This window comes from Arthrobacter sp. RIT-PI-e, from assembly GCF_001187915.1.
Taxonomy (GTDB): domain Bacteria; phylum Actinomycetota; class Actinomycetes; order Actinomycetales; family Micrococcaceae; genus Arthrobacter_D.
The window spans coordinates 47,213-65,985 of sequence record NZ_LGIU01000081.1; the positions used below are offsets into that span (position 1 = coordinate 47,213).

14 protein-coding genes and 1 pseudogene are annotated in these 18,773 nt (G+C 66.6%); 11 read left to right on the top strand and 4 right to left on the bottom strand.

Features of this window, described 5'->3' with window-relative positions; genetic code table 11:
* Window positions 1-43: 43 nt before the first annotated feature.
* Window positions 44-1,081 (bottom strand): LLM class flavin-dependent oxidoreductase, encoded by a 1,038-nt coding sequence (locus AC792_RS11450; protein ID WP_049830644.1) that lies wholly within the window; start codon window positions 1,079-1,081, stop codon window positions 44-46.
* Window positions 1,082-1,153: 72 nt separating this feature from the next.
* On the bottom strand, window positions 1,154-1,468 hold the full coding sequence (locus AC792_RS11455) for a hypothetical protein (protein WP_049830645.1): 315 nt from the start codon (window positions 1,466-1,468) through the stop codon (window positions 1,154-1,156).
* A 337-nt stretch (window positions 1,469-1,805) separates the two neighbouring features.
* Here AC792_RS11455 and AC792_RS11460 point away from each other — a divergent pair, with 337 nt between their 5' ends.
* The 3 genes from AC792_RS11460 to AC792_RS11470 all read left to right on the top strand — a co-directional run bounded on the left by AC792_RS11460 (window position 1,806) and on the right by AC792_RS11470 (window position 6,387).
* Window positions 1,806-3,566 carry an ABC transporter family substrate-binding protein gene (locus AC792_RS11460; protein WP_326948107.1) on the top strand — a complete coding sequence of 587 codons (1,761 nt, stop codon included), beginning with the start codon at window positions 1,806-1,808 and terminating at the stop codon, window positions 3,564-3,566.
* A gap of 248 nt (window positions 3,567-3,814) precedes the next feature.
* A complete protein-coding gene (locus AC792_RS11465; RefSeq protein WP_049830647.1) occupies window positions 3,815-5,356 on the top strand; it encodes an ABC transporter permease in 1,542 nt (513 codons plus the stop codon).
* Window positions 5,353-6,387, top strand: a complete 1,035-nt coding sequence (locus AC792_RS11470; protein WP_049830648.1) for an ABC transporter permease — start codon at window positions 5,353-5,355, stop codon at window positions 6,385-6,387. Before AC792_RS11465 ends, AC792_RS11470 begins: the two co-directional genes overlap by 4 nt.
* 8 nt (window positions 6,388-6,395) lie before the next feature.
* On the opposite strand, the gene AC792_RS11475 is transcribed toward AC792_RS11470, so the two are convergent.
* The gene (locus tag AC792_RS11475) at window positions 6,396-7,022 is read right to left on the bottom strand and encodes a PH domain-containing protein (protein ID WP_049830649.1); all 627 of its coding nucleotides are present in this window, start codon (window positions 7,020-7,022) and stop codon (window positions 6,396-6,398) included.
* An 89-nt stretch (window positions 7,023-7,111) separates the two neighbouring features.
* On the opposite strand from AC792_RS11475, the gene AC792_RS11480 reads away from it, so the two are divergent.
* The 5 genes from AC792_RS11480 to AC792_RS11500 all read left to right on the top strand — a co-directional run bounded on the left by AC792_RS11480 (window position 7,112) and on the right by AC792_RS11500 (window position 14,666).
* On the top strand, window positions 7,112-8,935 hold the full coding sequence (locus AC792_RS11480) for an ABC transporter ATP-binding protein (protein ID WP_049830650.1): 1,824 nt from the start codon (window positions 7,112-7,114) through the stop codon (window positions 8,933-8,935).
* A gap of 256 nt (window positions 8,936-9,191) precedes the next feature.
* Window positions 9,192-10,832 (top strand): peptide ABC transporter substrate-binding protein, encoded by a 1,641-nt coding sequence (locus AC792_RS11485; RefSeq protein WP_049830651.1) that lies wholly within the window; start codon window positions 9,192-9,194, stop codon window positions 10,830-10,832.
* A 138-nt stretch (window positions 10,833-10,970) separates the two neighbouring features.
* Window positions 10,971-11,897 (top strand): ABC transporter permease, encoded by a 927-nt coding sequence (locus AC792_RS11490; protein WP_049830652.1) that lies wholly within the window; start codon window positions 10,971-10,973, stop codon window positions 11,895-11,897.
* Entirely contained in the window at window positions 11,890-12,924 is a 1,035-nt protein-coding gene (locus AC792_RS11495; protein ID WP_082177683.1) for an ABC transporter permease, read from the top strand. The genes AC792_RS11490 and AC792_RS11495 overlap by 8 nt, the downstream gene beginning before the upstream one ends.
* Window positions 12,921-14,666, top strand: a complete 1,746-nt coding sequence (locus AC792_RS11500) for an ABC transporter ATP-binding protein (RefSeq protein ID WP_049830653.1) — start codon at window positions 12,921-12,923, stop codon at window positions 14,664-14,666. The genes AC792_RS11495 and AC792_RS11500 overlap by 4 nt, the downstream gene beginning before the upstream one ends.
* Window positions 14,667-14,795: 129 nt before the next feature.
* Here AC792_RS11500 and AC792_RS11505 read toward each other — a convergent pair whose 3' ends face one another.
* Window positions 14,796-15,974 (bottom strand): L-talarate/galactarate dehydratase, encoded by a 1,179-nt coding sequence (locus AC792_RS11505; RefSeq protein ID WP_200903401.1) that lies wholly within the window; start codon window positions 15,972-15,974, stop codon window positions 14,796-14,798.
* A 519-nt stretch (window positions 15,975-16,493) separates the two neighbouring features.
* On the opposite strand from AC792_RS11505, the gene AC792_RS11510 reads away from it, so the two are divergent.
* The 3 genes and pseudogenes from AC792_RS11510 to AC792_RS11520 form a co-directional block, all read left to right on the top strand.
* On the top strand, window positions 16,494-17,438 hold the full coding sequence (locus tag AC792_RS11510) for a carbohydrate ABC transporter permease (RefSeq protein WP_049830655.1): 945 nt from the start codon (window positions 16,494-16,496) through the stop codon (window positions 17,436-17,438).
* Window positions 17,428-18,363 (top strand): carbohydrate ABC transporter permease, encoded by a 936-nt coding sequence (locus AC792_RS11515; protein ID WP_049830656.1) that lies wholly within the window; start codon window positions 17,428-17,430, stop codon window positions 18,361-18,363. Before AC792_RS11510 ends, AC792_RS11515 begins: the two co-directional genes overlap by 11 nt.
* 47 nt (window positions 18,364-18,410) lie before the next feature.
* Window positions 18,411-18,773, top strand: a pseudogene (locus AC792_RS11520) (extracellular solute-binding protein); the annotation flags it as partial.

Genomic DNA, 18,773 nt, shown 5'->3' on the forward strand with positions numbered 1-18,773 from the left:
CGGCGGCGGTCCTGGTTCTACTCCTCCATGGGGAGGGATCGGTTCACGCCGGCGCCCAGCCCAGCGCCGGCCCCAGATGCGTGGCGATGTCCGTGAGGATCTGCACGTAGTCCTCGTGCTCGAAGCTGAAGGGAAGGGCGAACGCCACCTCGTCCACCTCCCGGAACCCTGCGTGCGCGTACAGCTGCTCCGCGATCTCCTCGCTGGTGCCGATGAGATCCGGGGCGAACAGCATGCCCCGCGGTCCCTGCCGTGATGTCGTCCGCGGTGTGCGCTCGTCGACGTACCGTCGGTACTTCTCCCGCTGCTCCGTCGTCGCAGAATCGGTGGGGATCACCACCAGCCCCTGCGAGACCCGGGCCTGGTCGGGGGTCCTCCCGTTCGCCGCGGCAGCGGCGCGGTAGGCGCGGATCTGAGCCTGCTGCACCCGGTCGAACACCGGCTCCTCCTCCGCCTCGGGGAAGATCACGCTGCTGGAGAGCAGATTGAAGCCGTGCTCACCGGCCCAGAGAGCCGACTTCATGCTCCCCGCCCCGTACCAGAGGCGCTGCCGCAACCCGGGGGAGTGCGGCTCCACCCGGTTCGAGAACTCCTCCACCACGCCCTGCTTCCCGGACAGCTCGCGGACCGGATCCCCGGCCACCAGACGGGCGAACCGCTCCAGCCGTGCGTAACCGAAGTCCTCGACGTCGGCCGAGTCCGGGTACAGCTCGCCCTGCACCGTCCCGTAGTGCATCGGTTCGCCGACGCTCAGGCCGGGATTGACGCGTCCGCCCGCGAGGAGATCCACGGTGGCGAGATCCTCGGCCAGGCGCAGGGGGTTCTCCCATCCGAGGGGCGTCACGGCGGTGCCGATGGCGATGCGCGAGGTGCGTTGGCTCGCGGCGGCCATCATCGCGACCGGGGAGGAGATCCCGAACTGCAGGTGGCGGTGACGCAGCCAGGCGCTGTCGAACCCGAGGCGTTCACCGAGCTCGATGATCCGCAGGGTCGATTCGTGTCCGGCGGCCGGGTCCGCCGGATCGAACACGCCGATGGTGAGGAAGCCGAGCATGGCGAGAGGCTGCGTCGAATCGGGCATCGGGATCCTTGGTGGGAAGGGGCTACGGATGGTCGCCAGGACAGGGCCGGAACACGGAGGTGAACAGCCGGATCACCACATCCGGCTGTTGGTCTCCGCCACGAAACCGCGGCCGTCGGAGAACCAGTGGATCGTGGGGCTCCTGCGTGCCGTCGGTGTGGTGAGTTCCGCGAAGAGGTCGGCGTTGAACCTGTTGTACAGCTCGGGGGAACTGAGCACGGTGTCCTCGGTGATCACGAAGACCGGCCCCTTGAGGCCCTTGCTCTGGATGGAGAGGTGCACTTCCGCATGCTGGTCGAGCCGGGCTCGTAGGGCGCCGATCGCGGCCTGGACATTCGCGTCGTCGTCCCAGACCGCGGCATGGCGGTCCACGAAAAGCCAGGCCATGGTGCTCCTCGTCGTCAGGATGGAATACGTACTCGTACGCCCAGCAAAGCACCGCGCACCGACACCCATCAAGCGTTCCCGCCCGGCTCGCCTACACGTTGCGGTGCACGAGCGCCGGAGGGTATCCATGAACACAAGGTTGCAGCTGGATAACAACCCCTTTATCGGTCGCGGATGGATACCTGTTGGTAACAAATTGCACCTAGGCTCGTGGCTACGTGAGCGACGTCACCGCTCCGGTCCCGTGCCGGCCGTCACGCACCACCGTGTGGAGCCGGAACACCATCAAGGAAAAGGAGACGGAATGCGTTTCGGACGTACTTCCAAGGCTGTGGGAGTGGCTGCAGCCGCAGCTCTCGCACTGAGCGCCTGTGCTGCCAACACCGGCACCGAGACACCCAGCGAGACTCCTGAGGGGGAGGCCTCGGGTGGCAGCATCCGCGTCGTGGAGGTCAACGCCTTCAGCTCGTTCAACTCGAACAGCTCCACGGGCAACGTGGACATCAACGGCAAGATCGCCTACGCCACGCACTCCGGTTTCGTGTACCTCAACAATGACCTCGAGATCGTGGAGAACGAGGACTTCGGCACCATGGAGGTGCTCTCCGAGGACCCGCTCAGCGTGCGCTACACGGTCAACGAGGGGGTCAACTGGTCCGACGGCGAACCAGTCGACGGCGGAGACCTACTGCTCACCTGGGCCTACTCCTCCGGTTTCTTCGACGACTCCAACAACGAGGAAGGCGACGCCGCGACCGGTACCACCTACTTCGACTACGCAGGTGACACCAGCGGTCTCGGTCTGACCGAGCGCCCCGAGATCGGCGAGGACGGGCGTTCCATCACGCTCAACTACTCGGAGCCTTACGCGGACTACCAGATCGCCTTCGGTCTCCTGAGCGACGGCGGTATCGCCACCCCCGCGCACGTCCTCGCGGAGAAGGCGGGGATCGGCGACGAGGACGCGCTGATCGAAGCCATCCAGAGTGCTCCGGAAGGCGACCTGGAGAACCCTACCGAGCGACCTGACATCCAGGCCCTCGCGGACTTCTGGAACACCGGCTTCGACACGAAGTCACTGCCGTCCGATCAGTCGCTGTACCTGTCCAACGGCCCGTTCATCGCCTCGGCGGTCACCCCCGAACAGTCCATGACACTGGTGCGCAACGAGGACTACACCTGGGGACCCACTCCGCAGGCGGACGAGGTCATCGTCCGCTACATCGGTGAGGCGCCGGGGCAGATCCAGGCCCTGCAGAACGGCGAGGTGGACATCATCGCGCCGCAGGCCTCCGCCGACACCGTGGAGCAGCTCGAGGGCCTCGAGGGCATCACCGTGCAGCGCGGCAACCAGCTCTCCTACGACCACCTCGACCTCAACTACAGCGGCGTCTTCGAGGACGAGAACGTCCGGGAGGCCTTCATGAAGGTGATCCCCCGCGAGCAGCTCGTGGACACCATCATCCGCAAGCTGAACCCCGAGGCGGAGCCGCTCGACTCGCAGCTGTTCCTCCAGGACGCGGCCGCGTACGAGGAAAGCGCCTCGAACAACGGGTCCGACGCCTACGCGGAGGTGGACATCGAGGGAGCACGCGAGCTGCTCGACGGTGCCACCCCGGAGGTCCGCATCATGTACAACCGGGACAACCCCAACCGGTTGAACAGTTACACGCTGATCGCCGAATCCGCCCGCGAGGCCGGTTTCAACGTCGTCGACGGCGGCCTCGGTGCCTCCGACTGGGGAGCTGCACTCGGAGGCGGAACCTACGACGCGGCGATCTACGGATGGATCCAGACGGGCGCGGGTGTGTCGGGCGTCCCGCAGATCTTCAAGACCGGCAGCGGATCCAACTTCAACGGGTTCTCGAGCCCGGAGGCCGACGAGCTGATGGACGAGTTGATCGTGACCACGGATCCTGACGAGCAGAATGCCCTGCAGGTGCAGATCGACAAGTTGATCTGGGACTCCAAGTACGGTCTGCCCCTCTTCCAGGTCCCCGGCATCGAGGCGTACAGCGATGCGGTGACCGGCATCGAGTACATGCCGAACCAGACGGGTGTCTGGTGGAACGTCTGGGACTGGGAAGTGGTCCAGTAGTACACCCAGGCGTACACACCGCACGGCTGCCGCCTCGGCGGTAGGAAAGGCGCCGGGATCGGGGGACTGACCCGTCCCGGCGCCTTTTCTCGTGCCCTGCGTCTCCTGCCCCGACGAGCACCCTCCTCCCTCCCGGAGCTCAGGGAGTCATTGGGAAAGGCCACATTCCGCTGTGCAAAGCCCTGCACTACACTTTCGCGATAGCACGGGAACGCCTTCCCGACACCACTAGCGAGGCTCGAGATCCAATGCTGACCTACATCGTCCGACGTCTCGTGACGGCCGTCCTCATCCTCTTCGGAGCATCCTTCGTCGTCTACCAGCTGACGGCCCTCTCCGGGGATCCGCTTGAGGACCTCCGCGGCAGCAACGCCCCCAACCGCGACCAGCTCATCCAGCAGAGGATCGATCTGCTGGACCTGGACACCCCGGCGCCGCTGCGCTACTTCGGGTGGCTGGCGGGCGCGGCGAAGTGCCTCGTCCCGTTCGCGGCCACCTGCGACCTCGGACAGAGCATCCAGGGCGAGCCCGTGGCGACCGCCCTGGTCCGTGCGATGGGCAACACCATCACGCTCGTGACGGCGGCCACCTTCCTCGCGATCGTCATCGGGGTGTCCCTGGGCATCATCACCGCCCTGCGCCAGTACAGCGGCCTGGACTACGGCGTGACCTTCATGTCCTTCCTCTTCTTCTCCCTGCCGATCTTCTGGCTCGCCGTGCTGCTCAAGGAGTTCGGGGCGATCGGGTTCAACAACTTCCTGGCCGATCCGCAGATATCGGGCTCCACCATCCTCGTGGTCGCCATCGCGAGCGGACTGATCTGGTCGCTGTTCGCCAGCCGGCCCTGGGCTCGGAAGGGGATCGCCTTCGTCCTGGGCGCCGTGGTGGCCGCGGCCCTCCTGTTCGTGCTCGGTGCGGTGGACTGGTTCTCGACCCCCGGTCTCGGCCCTGTGGTGCTCCTCGTCACCGGGGTCGGCGCGGCCTTCGGGATCGTGCTGCTCACGGCAGGGCTGCGGAACCGTAAGGCCCTGCTCTCCGCGCTGATCATGGTGGCACTCGGCCTGGTGGCCTACTACGTGGTCAACCCGTTCCTCAACGGCGCGACCGTCTGGCTGATCGTGGGGCTCGCGATCGCCACCGTGCTGGTGGGCCTCGCCGTCGGTTACGTCATGGGCGGGTACGACCGCGGTCAGAGCATGCGTGCTGCGGCGTCGACCGGTCTGCTCATGGGGCTGCTGATCGTCGTGGACCGCTTCATGGTCACCTGGCCGTCCTACGTGGACAACCCCCGCATCCGTGGAAGGCCCATTGCCACGGTCGGCGCGGAGACCCCCGGCCTCGACGGCGGTTTCTGGATCAACGGCCTCGACACCTTCACGCACCTCCTGCTCCCCACGCTGGCCCTCCTCCTCGCCTCCCTCGCCGGCTACAGCCGCTACTCCCGGGCGTCGATGCTGGAGATCATGAACATGGACTACATCCGCACCGCCCGGGCCAAGGGCCTCAGCGAGCGCACGGTGATCATGCGGCACGCGTTCCGCAACGCGCTCATCCCGCTCGCCACCCTCGTGGCCTTCGACATCGGCGCGCTGATCGGCGGAGCGATCATCACCGAGCAGGTCTTCGCCTTCGCGGGGATGGGCCAGCTGTTCGTCCAGGCGCTGCAGCGGGTGGACCCGGATCCCATCATGGGCTTCTTCCTGGTGGCCGGCATCCTCGCGCTGGTGTTCAACCTCCTGGCCGACATCGTGTACTCCTTCCTCGATCCTCGCGTAAGGGTGAAAGCATGAGCACTCAGACCCCCTCCGACCTCCCGCGCGGCGAAGCCGCGACGGTCACCGGGCCCACGCACCCGACTCCCGAGGCGGAGGCGAAGGGGCTCTCCCAGGGGCAGATCGTCCGGAAGAAGTTCCTCGGGAACACCGCGGCCATCGTCAGCCTGATCGTCTTCGCCGCCGTCGTGGTCCTCTCCTTCACCTCCGTGGGGTTCGCGGGAATCCCCGGCTGGTGGAAGTACAACCACACGCAGTTCGTGGCCCTGCTCGACGGCGGCGCGCCCACGGTCACCGGTCCGTTCAGCTGGGGGGAGCACCCGTTCGGGCAGGACTCGATCGGCCGTGACTACTTCGCGATGACCATGCGCGGTACGCAGAACTCGATCATCATCATGGTGATCATCGGCACGCTCGCCGGGCTGGTCGGCGTGGTAGTCGGAGCCTGCTCGGGGTACTTCCGCGGCTGGACCGAAGCCGTGCTGATGCGTTTCACCGACGTCATCATCATCATCCCCGTGGTCCTCGCAGCAGCGACCCTCGGCCAGGCGGTCAACCGCTTCGTCGGATCCGGTGCCCAGATCTGGCTGCTCGGCATCTTCCTCGGCTTGGTGCTGTGGACGGGGCTCGCGCGGCTGGTGCGTGGCGAGTTCCTCACCCTGCGGGAGCGCGAGTTCGTCGACGCGGCGAAGATCGCCGGTGCCTCGAACGCGCGAATCATCTTCAAGCACATCCTGCCCAACGCGGTGGGGGTGATCATCGTCAACACCACGCTGCTGATGTCCTCCGCGATCCTGCTCGAGACGGCACTCAGCTACATCGGCTTCGGGGTCAAGGCACCGGACGTCTCGCTCGGCCTCATCATCAGCCAGAACCAGGAGGCCTTCCAGACCAGGCCCTGGCTGTTCTGGTTCCCGGGCCTGTTCATCGTGCTGATCTGCCTCTGCATCAACTTCATCGGCGACGGCCTCCGTGATGCCTTCGACCCGCGGCAGAAGAAGTTCAATGCGGCACGCGCCAGGAACGCGGCGAAGCCGGTCTCCGCGTGAGCTGCACCCTAGGCGCTGCCCGCCAGGGTGACGATGCTCGCCGCCACCAGGACCACCGCTGCGACCAGCGGTGCCACGTTGGGGCGTCGTCGTACACGGCCGGGGGCATCGACGTCCACCGCGCCGCGCTCCACGAGCTCCTGCCAGCGGCTGCGCACCAGGTACGCCGCGGAGCCCGAATCGGTGTTGCGGAGGTCTCCCGGCCGGACCGATCCGCCGACGCCGTAACTGGTGGACGGCAGGTCGGTAAGGTGCTCGGGTCTGCCGGCATGTGTTCCCCAGACACCGGGTGCCGGTGCGGCCCACGCGGTGTAGGAGCCTCCGGGCGTCACCAGCTTCAGCGCGTACCTGGTGTCGATGTCGATCAGCGACGCCCAGGGCACGTGGACGGTGGAGACCGGGTTGCGCAGGATCACCGACTCCGGGGTGAGCAGCACCGCCGGGTACCAGAAGAGCCACCAGCCCAGGTAGGCCACACCCACCAGCGGCCATCCGGTGAGGAGCCCGGACGGACCCTCGGACAGCACCACGGACATCAGCCCGCCGCCGGTGACCAGCACCGCGACGGCCGTGAACCAGATGCTGGTGCGTGGTTTGAACACCGTGGGACCGGGCGCTCCCTGCGAACTCTCCATGGCTCCATGGTTCCAGCAGCACACCCCGATGCAGCAATCCAGGAGCGTCGCCGGCCCCGCGGCCGCTCCGTCCGTAAGGAGATCACCCCATGAGTACCCAGGTCATCGGCAGTACCGGCAACGGTGGGTCGAACCGCTCCGCCTCCGGGCCCGTGCTCGAGGTCCGGAACCTCAACGTCGACTTCGGTGTGGACAAGCAGTGGGTGCCGGCGGCGATCGACCTCACCTACGAGGTGAACGCCGGGGAGGTGCTCGCGATCGTGGGGGAGTCCGGGTCCGGTAAGAGCGCCAGCTCCATGTCGCTCCTCGGCCTGCTGCCCTCCAACAGCCGGGTCACGGGGGAGGTGCTGCTCAACGGCACCTCGATCCTCTCCGCGTCCCCGGCGAAGCTCCGGCAGATCCGCGGGAACGACGTCGCGGTGATCTTCCAGGAGCCCATGACCGCGCTCAACCCCGTGTACACCGTGGGTTTCCAGATCGTGGAGACCCTGCGCCTGCACAACGAGATCTCACCGGCGGAGGCCGAGCAGCGGGCCCTGCGGCTCCTGCAGATGGTCGAGCTGCCCGATCCGCAGAAGGCGTTCAGGTCCTACCCGCACCAGCTCTCCGGCGGTCAGCGCCAGCGCGCCATGATCGCGCAGTCGCTCTCCTGCGATCCCAAGCTCCTGATCGCGGACGAGCCGACCACCGCGCTGGACGTCACCGTCCAGGCCGAGATCCTCGACCTGATGCGGAACCTCCGGAACCAGCTCAACAGCGCGATCGTGCTCATCACGCACGACATGGGCGTGGTGGCGGACCTCGCGGACCGGATCGCCGTGATGCGCAAGGGCCGCATCGTGGAGACCGGCACGGCGGACCAGATCTTCAATAACCCCCAGCACGAGTACACGAAGGCGCTGCTCGCCGCCGTCCCGCACCTGGGGCAGGGGGACGGGGAGCACGACGTCGACATCACCGCAGCGCTGGCCGCCGCCACCCACACCGAGCTGGAGACGGTGGGCCACGACGAGCTCGAGCGTCGCGAGCAGCACCTGCTCGCCCAGGACCGGGAGGCGGAGGTCCCCACGCCGACCACCGATCCCGTCCTGGAGCTGGTGGACGTGGCGATCGAGTACCCGAAGCAGGGCCGCGTGCCCGCCTTCCGTGCGGTGGAGGGCGCCAACCTCACCGTGCACCCCGGTCAGGTAATCGGTCTCGTGGGTGAGTCCGGTTCCGGCAAGACGACGATCGGCCGGGCCGCGGTGGGGCTCCTGCCGGTGGCGGCCGGTTCGCTGAAGGTGGTGGGCACGGACATCTCTGGGTTCAGGCCCACGTCCAAGGAACTCGGCAAGGTACGGCGCCACGTGGGCATGGTGTTCCAGGACCCGTCGTCGTCGCTGAACCCCCGGCTGCCGATCGGCGAGAGCATCGGGGAGCCGATGTTCCTGGCCGGCGAGGCCAAGGGCGGTGAACTGCAGAAACGCATCGAGGCCCTCCTGGACCAGGTGGAGCTTCCCCGCGCATACCGCAACCGGTATCCGCACGAGCTCTCCGGCGGCCAGAAGCAGCGCGTGGGCATCGCACGTGCCCTGTCCCTCAGGCCGAAGCTGATGGTGGCGGACGAGCCGACGTCGGCCCTGGACGTGTCCGTCCAGGCGAAGGTGCTGGAGCTGTTCCAGAACCTGCAGAAGGAACTCGGCTTCGCATGCCTGTTCGTCACCCACGACCTCGCCGTGGTGGACGTCCTCGCCGACTACATCTGCGTGATGCAGCGGGGGAAGATCGTGGAACAGGGCACGCGCGACCAGATCCTGCGCCGCCCCCAGGACCCCTACACGCAGCGTCTGCTCGCGGCCGTGCCGCTCCCCGACCCGGAGAAGCAGCGGGAGCGCCGCGAGCTGCGGGCTGCGCTCCAGGCCTCCACCGACTGACCGGGCATCCACCGATGGAGGGTTCCCGGTGGGCCGTTACCAGATCGTGATCCGACCGTCGGGCGGGGGATGAGCCGCGTCGTCATGCGTTCGACCATCGAACCTGGGTGTCAGCTGACAACCGGGCCTCCCCGGATGTTCCGAGAAGCAACCAAACAGGCATATGATTTCCCGATGTGAGTTCGATCTCGCTGTCCGCGGGGCGACGACCACCGGCCATCCCAGGGCCGGACCCACCCAACAAAGAGGAGGCGGAATGCGTTTCACGCGCACTTCCAAGATGCTGAGCGTGGCTGCTGTCGCAGCCCTGTCGCTCAGTGCATGCGGCGGCGGCAGCAACGAGGAGGCGGGTACCGCGAGCGGCGACAACGACGCCGTGATCGTGGTGGACGGTTCCGAGCCCCAGAACCCGCTGATCCCCACCAGCACCAACGAGGTGGGTGGCGGGGCGATCCTCGACCTGCTCTTCGTGGGCCTGGTCAGCTACGACGCCGACGGCGCCACGCAGAACGAGGTCGCCGAGTCCATCGAGACCGACGACGCCCAGAACTACACGATCACGCTCAAGGAGGGCCAGACCTTCACCAACGGTGACCCCGTCACCGCGAGCTCCTTCGTGGACGCGTGGAACTACGGTGCCGCGGCGAAGAACGCCCAGCTGGCCAGCTACTTCTTCGAGAGCATCGAGGGCTACGACGAGGTCAGCGCCGAGGGCGCCACCGTGGACACCATGAGCGGACTCACCGTCGTGGACGACACCACCTTCACCGTCGCGCTCGCGCAGCCGGAGTCCGACTGGCCGCTGCGCCTGGGCTACAGTGCCTTCTTCCCGATGCCCGCCGCGGCACTGGAGGACCCGGCGACCTACGGCGAGAACCCCGTGGGCAACGGACCCTACAAGTTCGCCTCCGAGGGCGCCTGGCAGCACAACCAGCAGATCGAACTGGTCCCCAACGAGGACTACGAGGGTCCGCAGGCCGCGCAGAACGCCGGCATCACCTTCAAGATCTACCAGAGCGACACGACGGCCTACCAGGACCTGATCTCGGACAACCTCGACGTCCTCAAGATCATCCCCACCAGTGACGTCAAGAACTTCAAGAACGACCTCGGCGAGAACTCGATCGAGTCGCCGTACGCGGGCAACCAGACCATCGCGATCCCGTACTACCTCCCGAACTGGGACGGCGAGGCCGGCAAGCTGCGCCGCCAGGCCCTCTCGATGGCCATCGACCGCGAGGAGATCACCACGGTGATCTTCAACAACGGCCGCACCCCGGCCAAGGACTTCACCGCTCCCGTCCTGGACGGCTACCAGTCGGACCTGCCGGGCAGCGAGAACCTCGAGTTCAACCCGGACCGCGCCAAGGAGCTGTGGGAAGAGGCCGAGGCCATCGAGCCCTACGACGAGTCCGAGCCCCTGACCATCGGCTACAACGCCGACAAGGGCGACCACAAGACGTGGGTCGAGGCCGTGGTCAACAGCGTCAAGAACAACCTCGGCATCGAGCTCTCCGGCAAGCCGTACGCCACCTTCAAGGAGGCTCGTACGGAAGCGACCGAGGGAACTCTCACCGGTGCCCTCCGTGCCGGCTGGCAGGCCGACTACCCGTCGCTGTACAACTTCCTCGGACCGATCTACGCCTCGGGCGCCGGGTCCAACGATGCCCGGTACGACAACCCCGAATTCGACCAGGAGCTGAGCGACGGACTCGCGGCGGCCTCGGTCGAGGAGGGCAACGAGGCCATGAACAGGGCCCAGGAGAAGCTCCTCGAGGACCTCCCTGCCATCCCGCTGTGGTACCAGGTGGCCCAGGGTGGCTGGAGCAACAACGTCAACCCCGTCGAGTTCGGCTGGAACGGTGTTCCGCTCTACTACGCCATCACCGGCAAGTAACCCGTAACGGTCGAGGGGCCCGCTGCGCATCATCGGGCGGGCCCCTTTTCCGTGCACTTAGACAAAGGTTCATCCCCTCATGAACAACCCCTCCTCGCGTCCCGTCCGGACGCGCCGCGCGCCGGGAGGTGCGCACTGATGGCCTGGTACATCGTCCGCCGCTTCCTGCAGCTGATCCCGGTCTTCCTGGGTGCCACCCTGCTGGTGTACTTCCTCGTCTTCAGCCTCCCCGGCGACGCGACCGCGGCCATCTGCGGTGAGCGCGGATGCACCCCGGCCGTCGTCGCGGGTCTGCGCGAGCAGTACAACCTGGACGAGCCGTTCTGGATCCAGTACCTGCTCTACCTGAAGGGCGTGCTGACCTTCGATCTCGGCACGAACTTCTCGGGCCGCCCGATCGCGACCATCATCGCGGAGGTCTTCCCCACCACCGCCAGGCTCGCCATCATGGCCCTGGTCATCGAAGCCGTCTTCGGCATCCTCTTCGGCCTCGTGGCGGGTCTCCGGAAGGGCAAGATCTTCGACTCCTCCGTCCTGATCCTGTCGCTGGTGGTCATCGCCGTGCCCATCTTCGTGCTCGGCTTCCTCATGCAGTTCCTCATCGGGGTCAAGCTGCAGTGGACCAGTCCCACGGTGAGCGGCGACGCCACTTTCACCGAGCTCCTGCTCCCTGCGGTGGTGCTGGGTCTGGTGTCCTTCGCCTACGTGCTGCGCCTGACCCGCACCAGCATCATCGAGAACGTCAATGCGGACTACGTCCGGACCGCCACGGCCAAGGGCCTGAGCCGCAGGCGCGTGGTCAGCGTCCACGTGCTCCGCAACTCCCTGATCCCGGTGGTCACCTTCCTCGGGGCGGACCTCGGCGCCCTCATGGGTGGCGCGATCGTCACCGAGGGCATCTTCAACGTCAACGGGGTCGGCAACACCCTGTACCGCGCCGTACTGAACGGGGACGGGCCGATGGTCGTCTCGATCGTCACCTTCCTGATCCTCATCTTCTGCCTCGCGAACCTGCTGGTGGACCTCCTGTACGCATGGCTGGACCCAAGGATTCGATATGCCTGAACCAACATCATCGTCCGCACCGAGCGGAGCCGGGGCACCGATCCCCACCGAGGCTCCCACCCCCGTGGCCCGGACCAAGACCTCAGCCCACCCGATCGAGCACTTCGTCGCGGACCTGGACGAGACGCCCGTGCGGGCCACCGACAGCGCCGTGTCCGACGCCGCACCCCGCAGCCTCTGGGGGGAGGCCTGGCGGAGCCTGCGCAAGCAGCCGCTGTTCATCATCAGTGCCCTCCTGATCCTCGGGGTGATCTTCGTGGCGCTGTTCCCGGGGGTGTTCACCAGCGAGCCACCGAACGACAACTGCCAGCTCGCCAACTCCGACGGCGGGCCCGCTCCCGGACACCCGCTCGGCTTCACCGTGCAGGGGTGCGACATCCTGGCACGCGTGGTCTGGGGCACGCAGTCCTCGCTGACGGTCGGGCTCTTCGCCACCCTCGGCGTCGTGGTGATCGGCGGATTCATCGGCGCCCTGGCCGGCTTCTTCGGTGGCTGGGTGGATGCGATCCTCGCCCGCGTGGGTGACATCTTCTTCGCCCTGCCGCTGATCCTCGGCGCGATCGTGGTGGTGCAGCTGCCCGCCTTCCAGCAGAACCGGAACGTGTGGACGCTCGTGGTCATCCTGGTCACCTTCGGCTGGCCGCAGATCGCGCGCATCACCCGAGCCGCGGTGATCGAGGTACGCAACGCGGACTTCGTGACGGCCGCCCGCTCGCTCGGGGTCTCACCCATGGGCTCCCTCGTGAAGCACGTGATCCCGAACGCCCTCGCACCCGTGATCGTCATCGCGACCATCTCCCTGGGCACGTTCATCGTGGCGGAGTCCACGCTGTCCTTCCTGGGAATCGGGCTCCCGCCGGACGTCATGTCCTGGGGGAACGACATCTTCTCGGCGAAGCCGTCCCTGCGCAGCAACCCGATGGCCATCTTCTGGCCGGGGCTCGCGCTCTCGATCACCGTTCTGAGCTTCATCATGCTGGGCGACGCCCTGCGTGACGCTCTCGACCCGAAGGCACGCAAACGATGAGCTCCAGTACCGGCAAGGAGAGCGGCCGCCGGGCCGCGGGCAAGGACACCAGGGCGGAGCAGCCGCCCTCGGGAGTGCCGCAACCACTGCTCGAGCTCCGCGACCTCGCCATCACCTTCACGACGTCGAACGGGGACGTCCCGGCGGTGCGCAACGCGCACCTGACCGTGATGCCCGGCGAGACCGTCGCGATCGTGGGGGAGTCGGGATCCGGCAAGTCGACGACGGCGCTGGCCGCCATCGGACTGCTGCCCGGCAACGGGCGGGTCTCGAACGGCAGCATCGTCTTCGACGGCGAGGACATCACCCACGCCTCGGAGAAGCGCATCGTGGAGCTCCGCGGCTCCTCGATCGGCATGGTGCCGCAGGATCCGATGTCCAACCTCAACCCGGTGTGGAAGATCGGGTTCCAGGTCAAGGAGACACTGAAGGCCAACGGGCTGCCCAGCGGACCGCAGGACGTGGCCAAGGTCCTCTCCGAGGCAGGCCTGCCCGACGCCGCAGCGCGTGCCAACCAGTACCCGCACGAGTTCTCGGGCGGTATGCGCCAGCGTGCGCTGATCGCCATCGGGCTCTCCTGCAGGCCGCGCCTGCTGATCGCCGACGAACCGACGTCGGCCCTGGACGTGACCGTGCAGCGGCAGATCCTCGACCACCTCGACACCATGACGGAGGAGCTCGGTACCGCCGTGCTGCTCATCACGCACGATCTCGGCCTCGCGGCCGAACGCGCCCACAAGGTGGTCGTGATGTACAAGGGGCAGGTCGTGGAGGCCGGCCCGGCGCTCGAGCTGCTGACCAACCCCCGGCACCCGTACACCCAGAAGCTCGTCTCCTCCGCCCCGTCCATCGCATCGCGACGGATCGAGTCGGCGAAGCAGGCCGGGGTGGAGTCGGAGGACCTCCTGGCGCCCGCCGTGTCGAAGGCGGCGTCCCTGGACAAGATCATCGAGGTGGAGGACCTCACCAAGGTCTTCAAGATCCGCGGCAGCTGGGGCAGGTCCACGGACTTCACGGCCGTGGACGACGTCTCGCTCTCCATCGCCCGCGGTACCACCACCGCCGTGGTCGGGGAGTCCGGGTCCGGGAAGTCCACCGTGGCCAAGATGGTGCTGGGACTGGAGAGCGCCACCTCCGGCAGCATCAAATTCGACGGTGTGGACATCACCACGCTGAAGCGCAAGGAGCTGTTCGACTTCCGGCGCCGTGTGCAGCCGATCTTCCAGGACCCGTACGGTTCGCTGGACCCGATGTACAACATCTACCGGACCATCGAGGAGCCCCTGCGGGTCCACAACGTGGGCAATGCGAAGAGCCGGGAGAAGAAGGTCCGGGAGCTGCTGGACCAGGTGGCCCTGCCGTCCTCCATGATGCAGCGGTTCCCCAACGAGCTCTCGGGCGGCCAGCGCCAGCGTGTGGCGATCGCGCGGGCGCTGGCGCTGGATCCCGAGGTGGTCATCTGTGACGAGGCCGTCTCGGCGCTCGACGTCCTGGTGCAGGCCCAGATCCTGAACCTGCTCGCGGACCTGCAGTCGGAGCTCGGCCTCAGCTACCTCTTCATCACGCACGACCTCGCGGTGGTCCGGCAGATCGCCGACCACGTGGTGGTCATGCAGAAGGGGAAGCTGGTGGAACAGGGCACCACCGACGCGGTATTCGACAGCCCGCAGACCGCGTACACCCAGGCACTGCTCGCGGCGATCCCCGGAGCAGGTCTCGTCCTGCCGCCCGAGGTCGCCTGATACCCGCAGAACCTGTTCGGCCCCACGCACCCAGGCGGTCCTTCCCCGGAAGGGCCGCCTGCGGTGTTCCGGGGAAGGAATGGTCCGGAACGCCGCAGACCGTCCGCGGGCACCGTGCGGCGGTGAGGATCAGCGGGTGCCGAACTCTACGGACTCCGTGGTCCAGGCGAGGGCCTGCTCGCTCAGCGTGAAACCCAGCCCGGGCCGGAGGGGCACGATCATGCGCCCGTCGCGTGTCTCGAGGCGCTCGTTGAACAGGGGGTTCAGCCACTCGAAGTGCTCCACCCACGGCTCGCGGGGGTACGCCGCCGCCAGGTGGAGATGGATCTCCATGGCGAAGTGCGGGGCCAGCTGGAGACCTGCATGGTCCGCCAGTGCGGCCAGGCGGAGGAAGGGGGTGATACCGCCGATGCGCGGTGCATCCGGCTGGATGATGTCCGCCGACCGGTGCGTGATGAGGCTGACGTGGTCGTTGACGCTGGACAGCATCTCCCCGGTGGCCACAGGGGTGTCCAGGGCCCGCGCCAGCTCCGCGTGACCCTCGGCGTCGTAGGCGTCGAGGGGCTCCTCGATCCAGGTCAGGTCGAACTGCTCCAACGCGCGTCCCATGCGGAGCGCCGTGGGCCGGTCCCACTGCTGATTCGCATCCACCATGAGCGGCACGTCCGGACCCAGGTGCTCACGGATCCCCGACACCCGGGCGAGGTCCACGCGGGGATCGGGATGACCCACCTTGATCTTGATTCCGCCGATCCCGTCCGCCAGCGACGAGCTCGCTCGCTCCTTCACCTCCTCGAGCGGAGCCTGCAGGAACCCGCCGGAGGTGTTGTAGGTCCGCACGGAGTCACGGTAGGAGCCGAGGAGCTTCGCCAGCGGGAGGTGCGCACGCTTGGCCAGCAGATCGTAGAGCGCTATGTCCAGCGCTGCGATGGCCTGGGTGGCCACACCGCTGCGGCCCACGGAGGCGCCGGCCCAGAGGAGTTGCTGGTAGATCCTCCCGATGTCGCTGGGGTCCTCACCGAGGAGGTTCTCGGCCACGTCCCTGGCATGGGCGTACTGGGCCGGTCCGCCCGCGCGCTTCGAGTAGCTGAAGCCGAGCCCGCTGTACCCCTGCTCGGTGGTGATGGTGCTGAAGAGGAACACGATCTCGGTCATCGGCTTCTGCCGGCCCGTCAGGACCTTCGCGTCACTGATCGGCACCTCGAGCGGCAGGGTGAGCGTGGAGAGCTCGACGTGGCGTATCCGGTCCTGGTGCACGTCCTCGACCGTGGCGCCGGCCGGCATGCTGCTTCGTGGTGCTGTGCTCATTCGTGCTCCTCAGACAAGGGATGGATGGGGGATGGTCGATGTCACCGGTATGCAGGGCACGCACGTGGTCGGCGGCTCTGCCATCGGGATCGATGGGGAGAATTATTTGCTGACAACGTACAACGCGGCTCACGAGATGATCAATTGATATCACCGGACGATCTCGATTCGATATCAATTACCCACATCGGAAGCAATACCCTCGAGGCCCGTATCGAAGAACCTCCACCATGGTGGAGGGACGGGGCCGCGAATCTGGGCTCGGAGACGCTGAACCTCCCTGTTTGGGACGCTGCCAACGCCGGAATCGTGCAGGTAATCGCTTTCCTTGACGTGGGGTGGATCACACGCTATCGTCGACTAGCAGTCGCTGAGAAACCGTTTTCACACGGCTCGGACTTATGCGATCCCGCAAGAAACAATGACGATTCAAGAGGAGGGTCGGCATGAGGACATTGTCCCCGAGAATGAGCAGAACAATTCCCGCGCCATTCCCCGTTCCAAGGGAAAGGACGGGCGATGTCAGCTTTAGGTGAATTGTCCCGGATGAAACGCGGGCCCAAGGGTCCCAAGCGTCCGCTGACCGACGCGGAGAAGAAGGAGGAGCGGGCGTCCTACCTCTTCCTCGCCCCGTGGCTCCTGGGCCTCGGCCTCATCACGATCGGCCCCATGGCCGCATCCCTCTACCTCTCGTTCACCGACTACAACCTGCTGCAGCCACCGGAGTGGATCGGGCTCGACAACTACATCCGGATGATGCAGGACGCCCGGCTCCTGAACTCGCTGAAGGTCACCTTCCTCTACGTGTTCATCTCCGTACCCCTGCAGCTGGTCGCCGCCCTGGCTCTCGCCCTGGTCCTCGACCGCGGCATGCGCGGTCTCGGGTTCTACCGTTCGATCTACTACCTGCCCTCGCTCCTGGGCGGCTCGGTGGCCATCGCGGTGCTGTGGCGCCAGATCTTCGGCAACTCCGGTCTGATCAACCAGCTCCTCGCGGTGGTCGGCATCGAGGGACGCGGGTGGATCGCCGATCCGTCTACGGCCCTCGGAACGCTGATGATCCTCAACGTGTGGACCTTCGGTGCCCCCATGATCATCTTCCTGGCCGGTCTCCGCCAGATCCCCACCATGTACTACGAGGCAGCCTCGGTGGACGGCGCGTCCAAGGTGCGCCAGTTCGCCAGCATCACCATCCCGCTGCTGACGCCGATCATCTTCTTCAACCTGGTGCTGCAGATCATCGGGGCCTTCCAGTCCTTCACGCAGGCGTTCGTGGTCTCCGGTGGCACGGGTGGTCCCAGTGATTCCACGATGTTCTTCACCCTGTACCTGTACCAGCGGGGTTTCACGAACTTCGAGATGGGCTACGCCTCGGCGATGGCATGGCTGCTGCTGATCATCATCGCCGTCTTCACCTTCCTGAACTTCATCGCTTCGAAATACTGGGTGTTCTATGACGACTAACCTCGGGGCCGAGACCGCGCAGCTGCCGCCGGTCGTGGACGGCCCACAGAATTCCGACGGGACCCCGCGTACGGAGGACCGCCCGCGACCAAGGGGTCGAGGTGCCCGGAACCGCCTCATCAAGCACCTGCTGCTGATCGTCTTCGGTTTCGTGATGCTCTACCCGCTCCTGTGGATGCTGGTGAGCTCACTGCGGCCCAATGACGAGATCTTCCGGCTCACAGGTCTGCTCCTGACCACTTTCGAGATCCAGAACTACGTGGAGGGCTGGAACGCCCTGCGCTCGCCGTTCGGCCACTACATGGTCAACTCCATGATCGTGGTCATGGGCTCCATCATCGGGAACCTGGTGTCCTGCTCGCTGGCGGCCTACGCCTTCGCCCGGCTGAAGTTCCGGAAGCGGAACCTGCTGTTCGCCATCATGCTGATGACGATCATGCTCCCCATCCACGTGGTGATCGTGCCGCAGTACATCATCTTCTCCCAGTTCGGATGGGTGAACACCTTCATCCCGCTGATCCTCCCGAAGCTGCTGGCCACGGACGCGTTCTTCGTGTTCCTCATGATCCAGTTCATCCGCGGACTGCCCCGGGAGCTCGACGAGGCCGCTCGGATCGACGGTTGCGGGCACTTCAAGATCTTCACCCGGATCATCCTGCCGCTGATGCTTCCCGCACTGGCCACGACCACGATCTTCACGTTCATTTGGACCTGGAACGACTTCTTCAGCCAGCTGATCTTCCTGACGGATCCGGAGATGTACACAGTGCCGGTCGCGCTGCGGTCCTTCGTCGATTCGACCGCGACCTCCTCGTGGGGATCGCTGTTCGCCATGTCGATCGTGTCCCTGCTCCCCATCTTCCTGGTGTTCCTGTTCGGCCAGAAGTACCTGGTCAAGGGCATCGCGACCACTGGCGGCAAGTGATGCGACAGCCCTTCCTGCAAGTACCTTCCTCGCGAAAGAAGTGTGCCATGACCACGTTCTCGCCCCGCAGGACCGCGACGGCCGTACTGATGATCGCCGGCCTCGGGCTGTCGGCGACCGCGTGCGGCAACGGCGGCGGTTCCAACACCGGAGGCGGCGACCTCGTGTGGTCCTGGTGGGGCTCGGACCCGCGTCACGCCGTGAACGAGGCCATCATCGAGGACTACGAGAGTGAGACCGAGGGAGTCGCCACCGAGGGACAGTCCGCGGACTCCCCCGGGTCCTGGGCCCGGCTCGCCCCCCCCACCGCCGGTGGTGACCCGCCGGACGTCATCACCATGGACGAGAAGTTCCTCCAGGACTACGCCGGCCGCGGTGCGCTGATGGACCTGAGCGAGCTGCCCAACCCG

Excerpts from the sequence above, each read along its gene's own strand:
- AC792_RS11510 (WP_049830655.1), top strand. The coding sequence starts at position 16,494 with ATGTCAGCTTTAGGTGAATTGTCCCGGATGAAACGCGGGCCCAAGGGT.
- AC792_RS11480 (WP_049830650.1), top strand. The coding sequence starts at position 7,112 with ATGAGTACCCAGGTCATCGGCAGTACCGGCAACGGTGGGTCGAACCGC.
- AC792_RS11455 (WP_049830645.1), bottom strand. The coding sequence starts at position 1,468 with ATGGCCTGGCTTTTCGTGGACCGCCATGCCGCGGTCTGGGACGACGAC.
- AC792_RS11465 (WP_049830647.1), top strand. The coding sequence starts at position 3,815 with ATGCTGACCTACATCGTCCGACGTCTCGTGACGGCCGTCCTCATCCTC.
- AC792_RS11485 (WP_049830651.1), top strand. The coding sequence starts at position 9,192 with ATGCGTTTCACGCGCACTTCCAAGATGCTGAGCGTGGCTGCTGTCGCA.
- AC792_RS11490 (WP_049830652.1), top strand. The coding sequence starts at position 10,971 with ATGGCCTGGTACATCGTCCGCCGCTTCCTGCAGCTGATCCCGGTCTTC.
- AC792_RS11450 (WP_049830644.1), bottom strand. The coding sequence starts at position 1,081 with ATGCCCGATTCGACGCAGCCTCTCGCCATGCTCGGCTTCCTCACCATC.
- AC792_RS11505 (WP_200903401.1), bottom strand. The coding sequence starts at position 15,974 with ATGAGCACAGCACCACGAAGCAGCATGCCGGCCGGCGCCACGGTCGAG.
- AC792_RS11475 (WP_049830649.1), bottom strand. The coding sequence starts at position 7,022 with ATGGAGAGTTCGCAGGGAGCGCCCGGTCCCACGGTGTTCAAACCACGC.
- AC792_RS11515 (WP_049830656.1), top strand. The coding sequence starts at position 17,428 with ATGACGACTAACCTCGGGGCCGAGACCGCGCAGCTGCCGCCGGTCGTG.
- AC792_RS11470 (WP_049830648.1), top strand. The coding sequence starts at position 5,353 with ATGAGCACTCAGACCCCCTCCGACCTCCCGCGCGGCGAAGCCGCGACG.
- AC792_RS11500 (WP_049830653.1), top strand. The coding sequence starts at position 12,921 with ATGAGCTCCAGTACCGGCAAGGAGAGCGGCCGCCGGGCCGCGGGCAAG.
- AC792_RS11495 (WP_082177683.1), top strand. The coding sequence starts at position 11,890 with ATGCCTGAACCAACATCATCGTCCGCACCGAGCGGAGCCGGGGCACCG.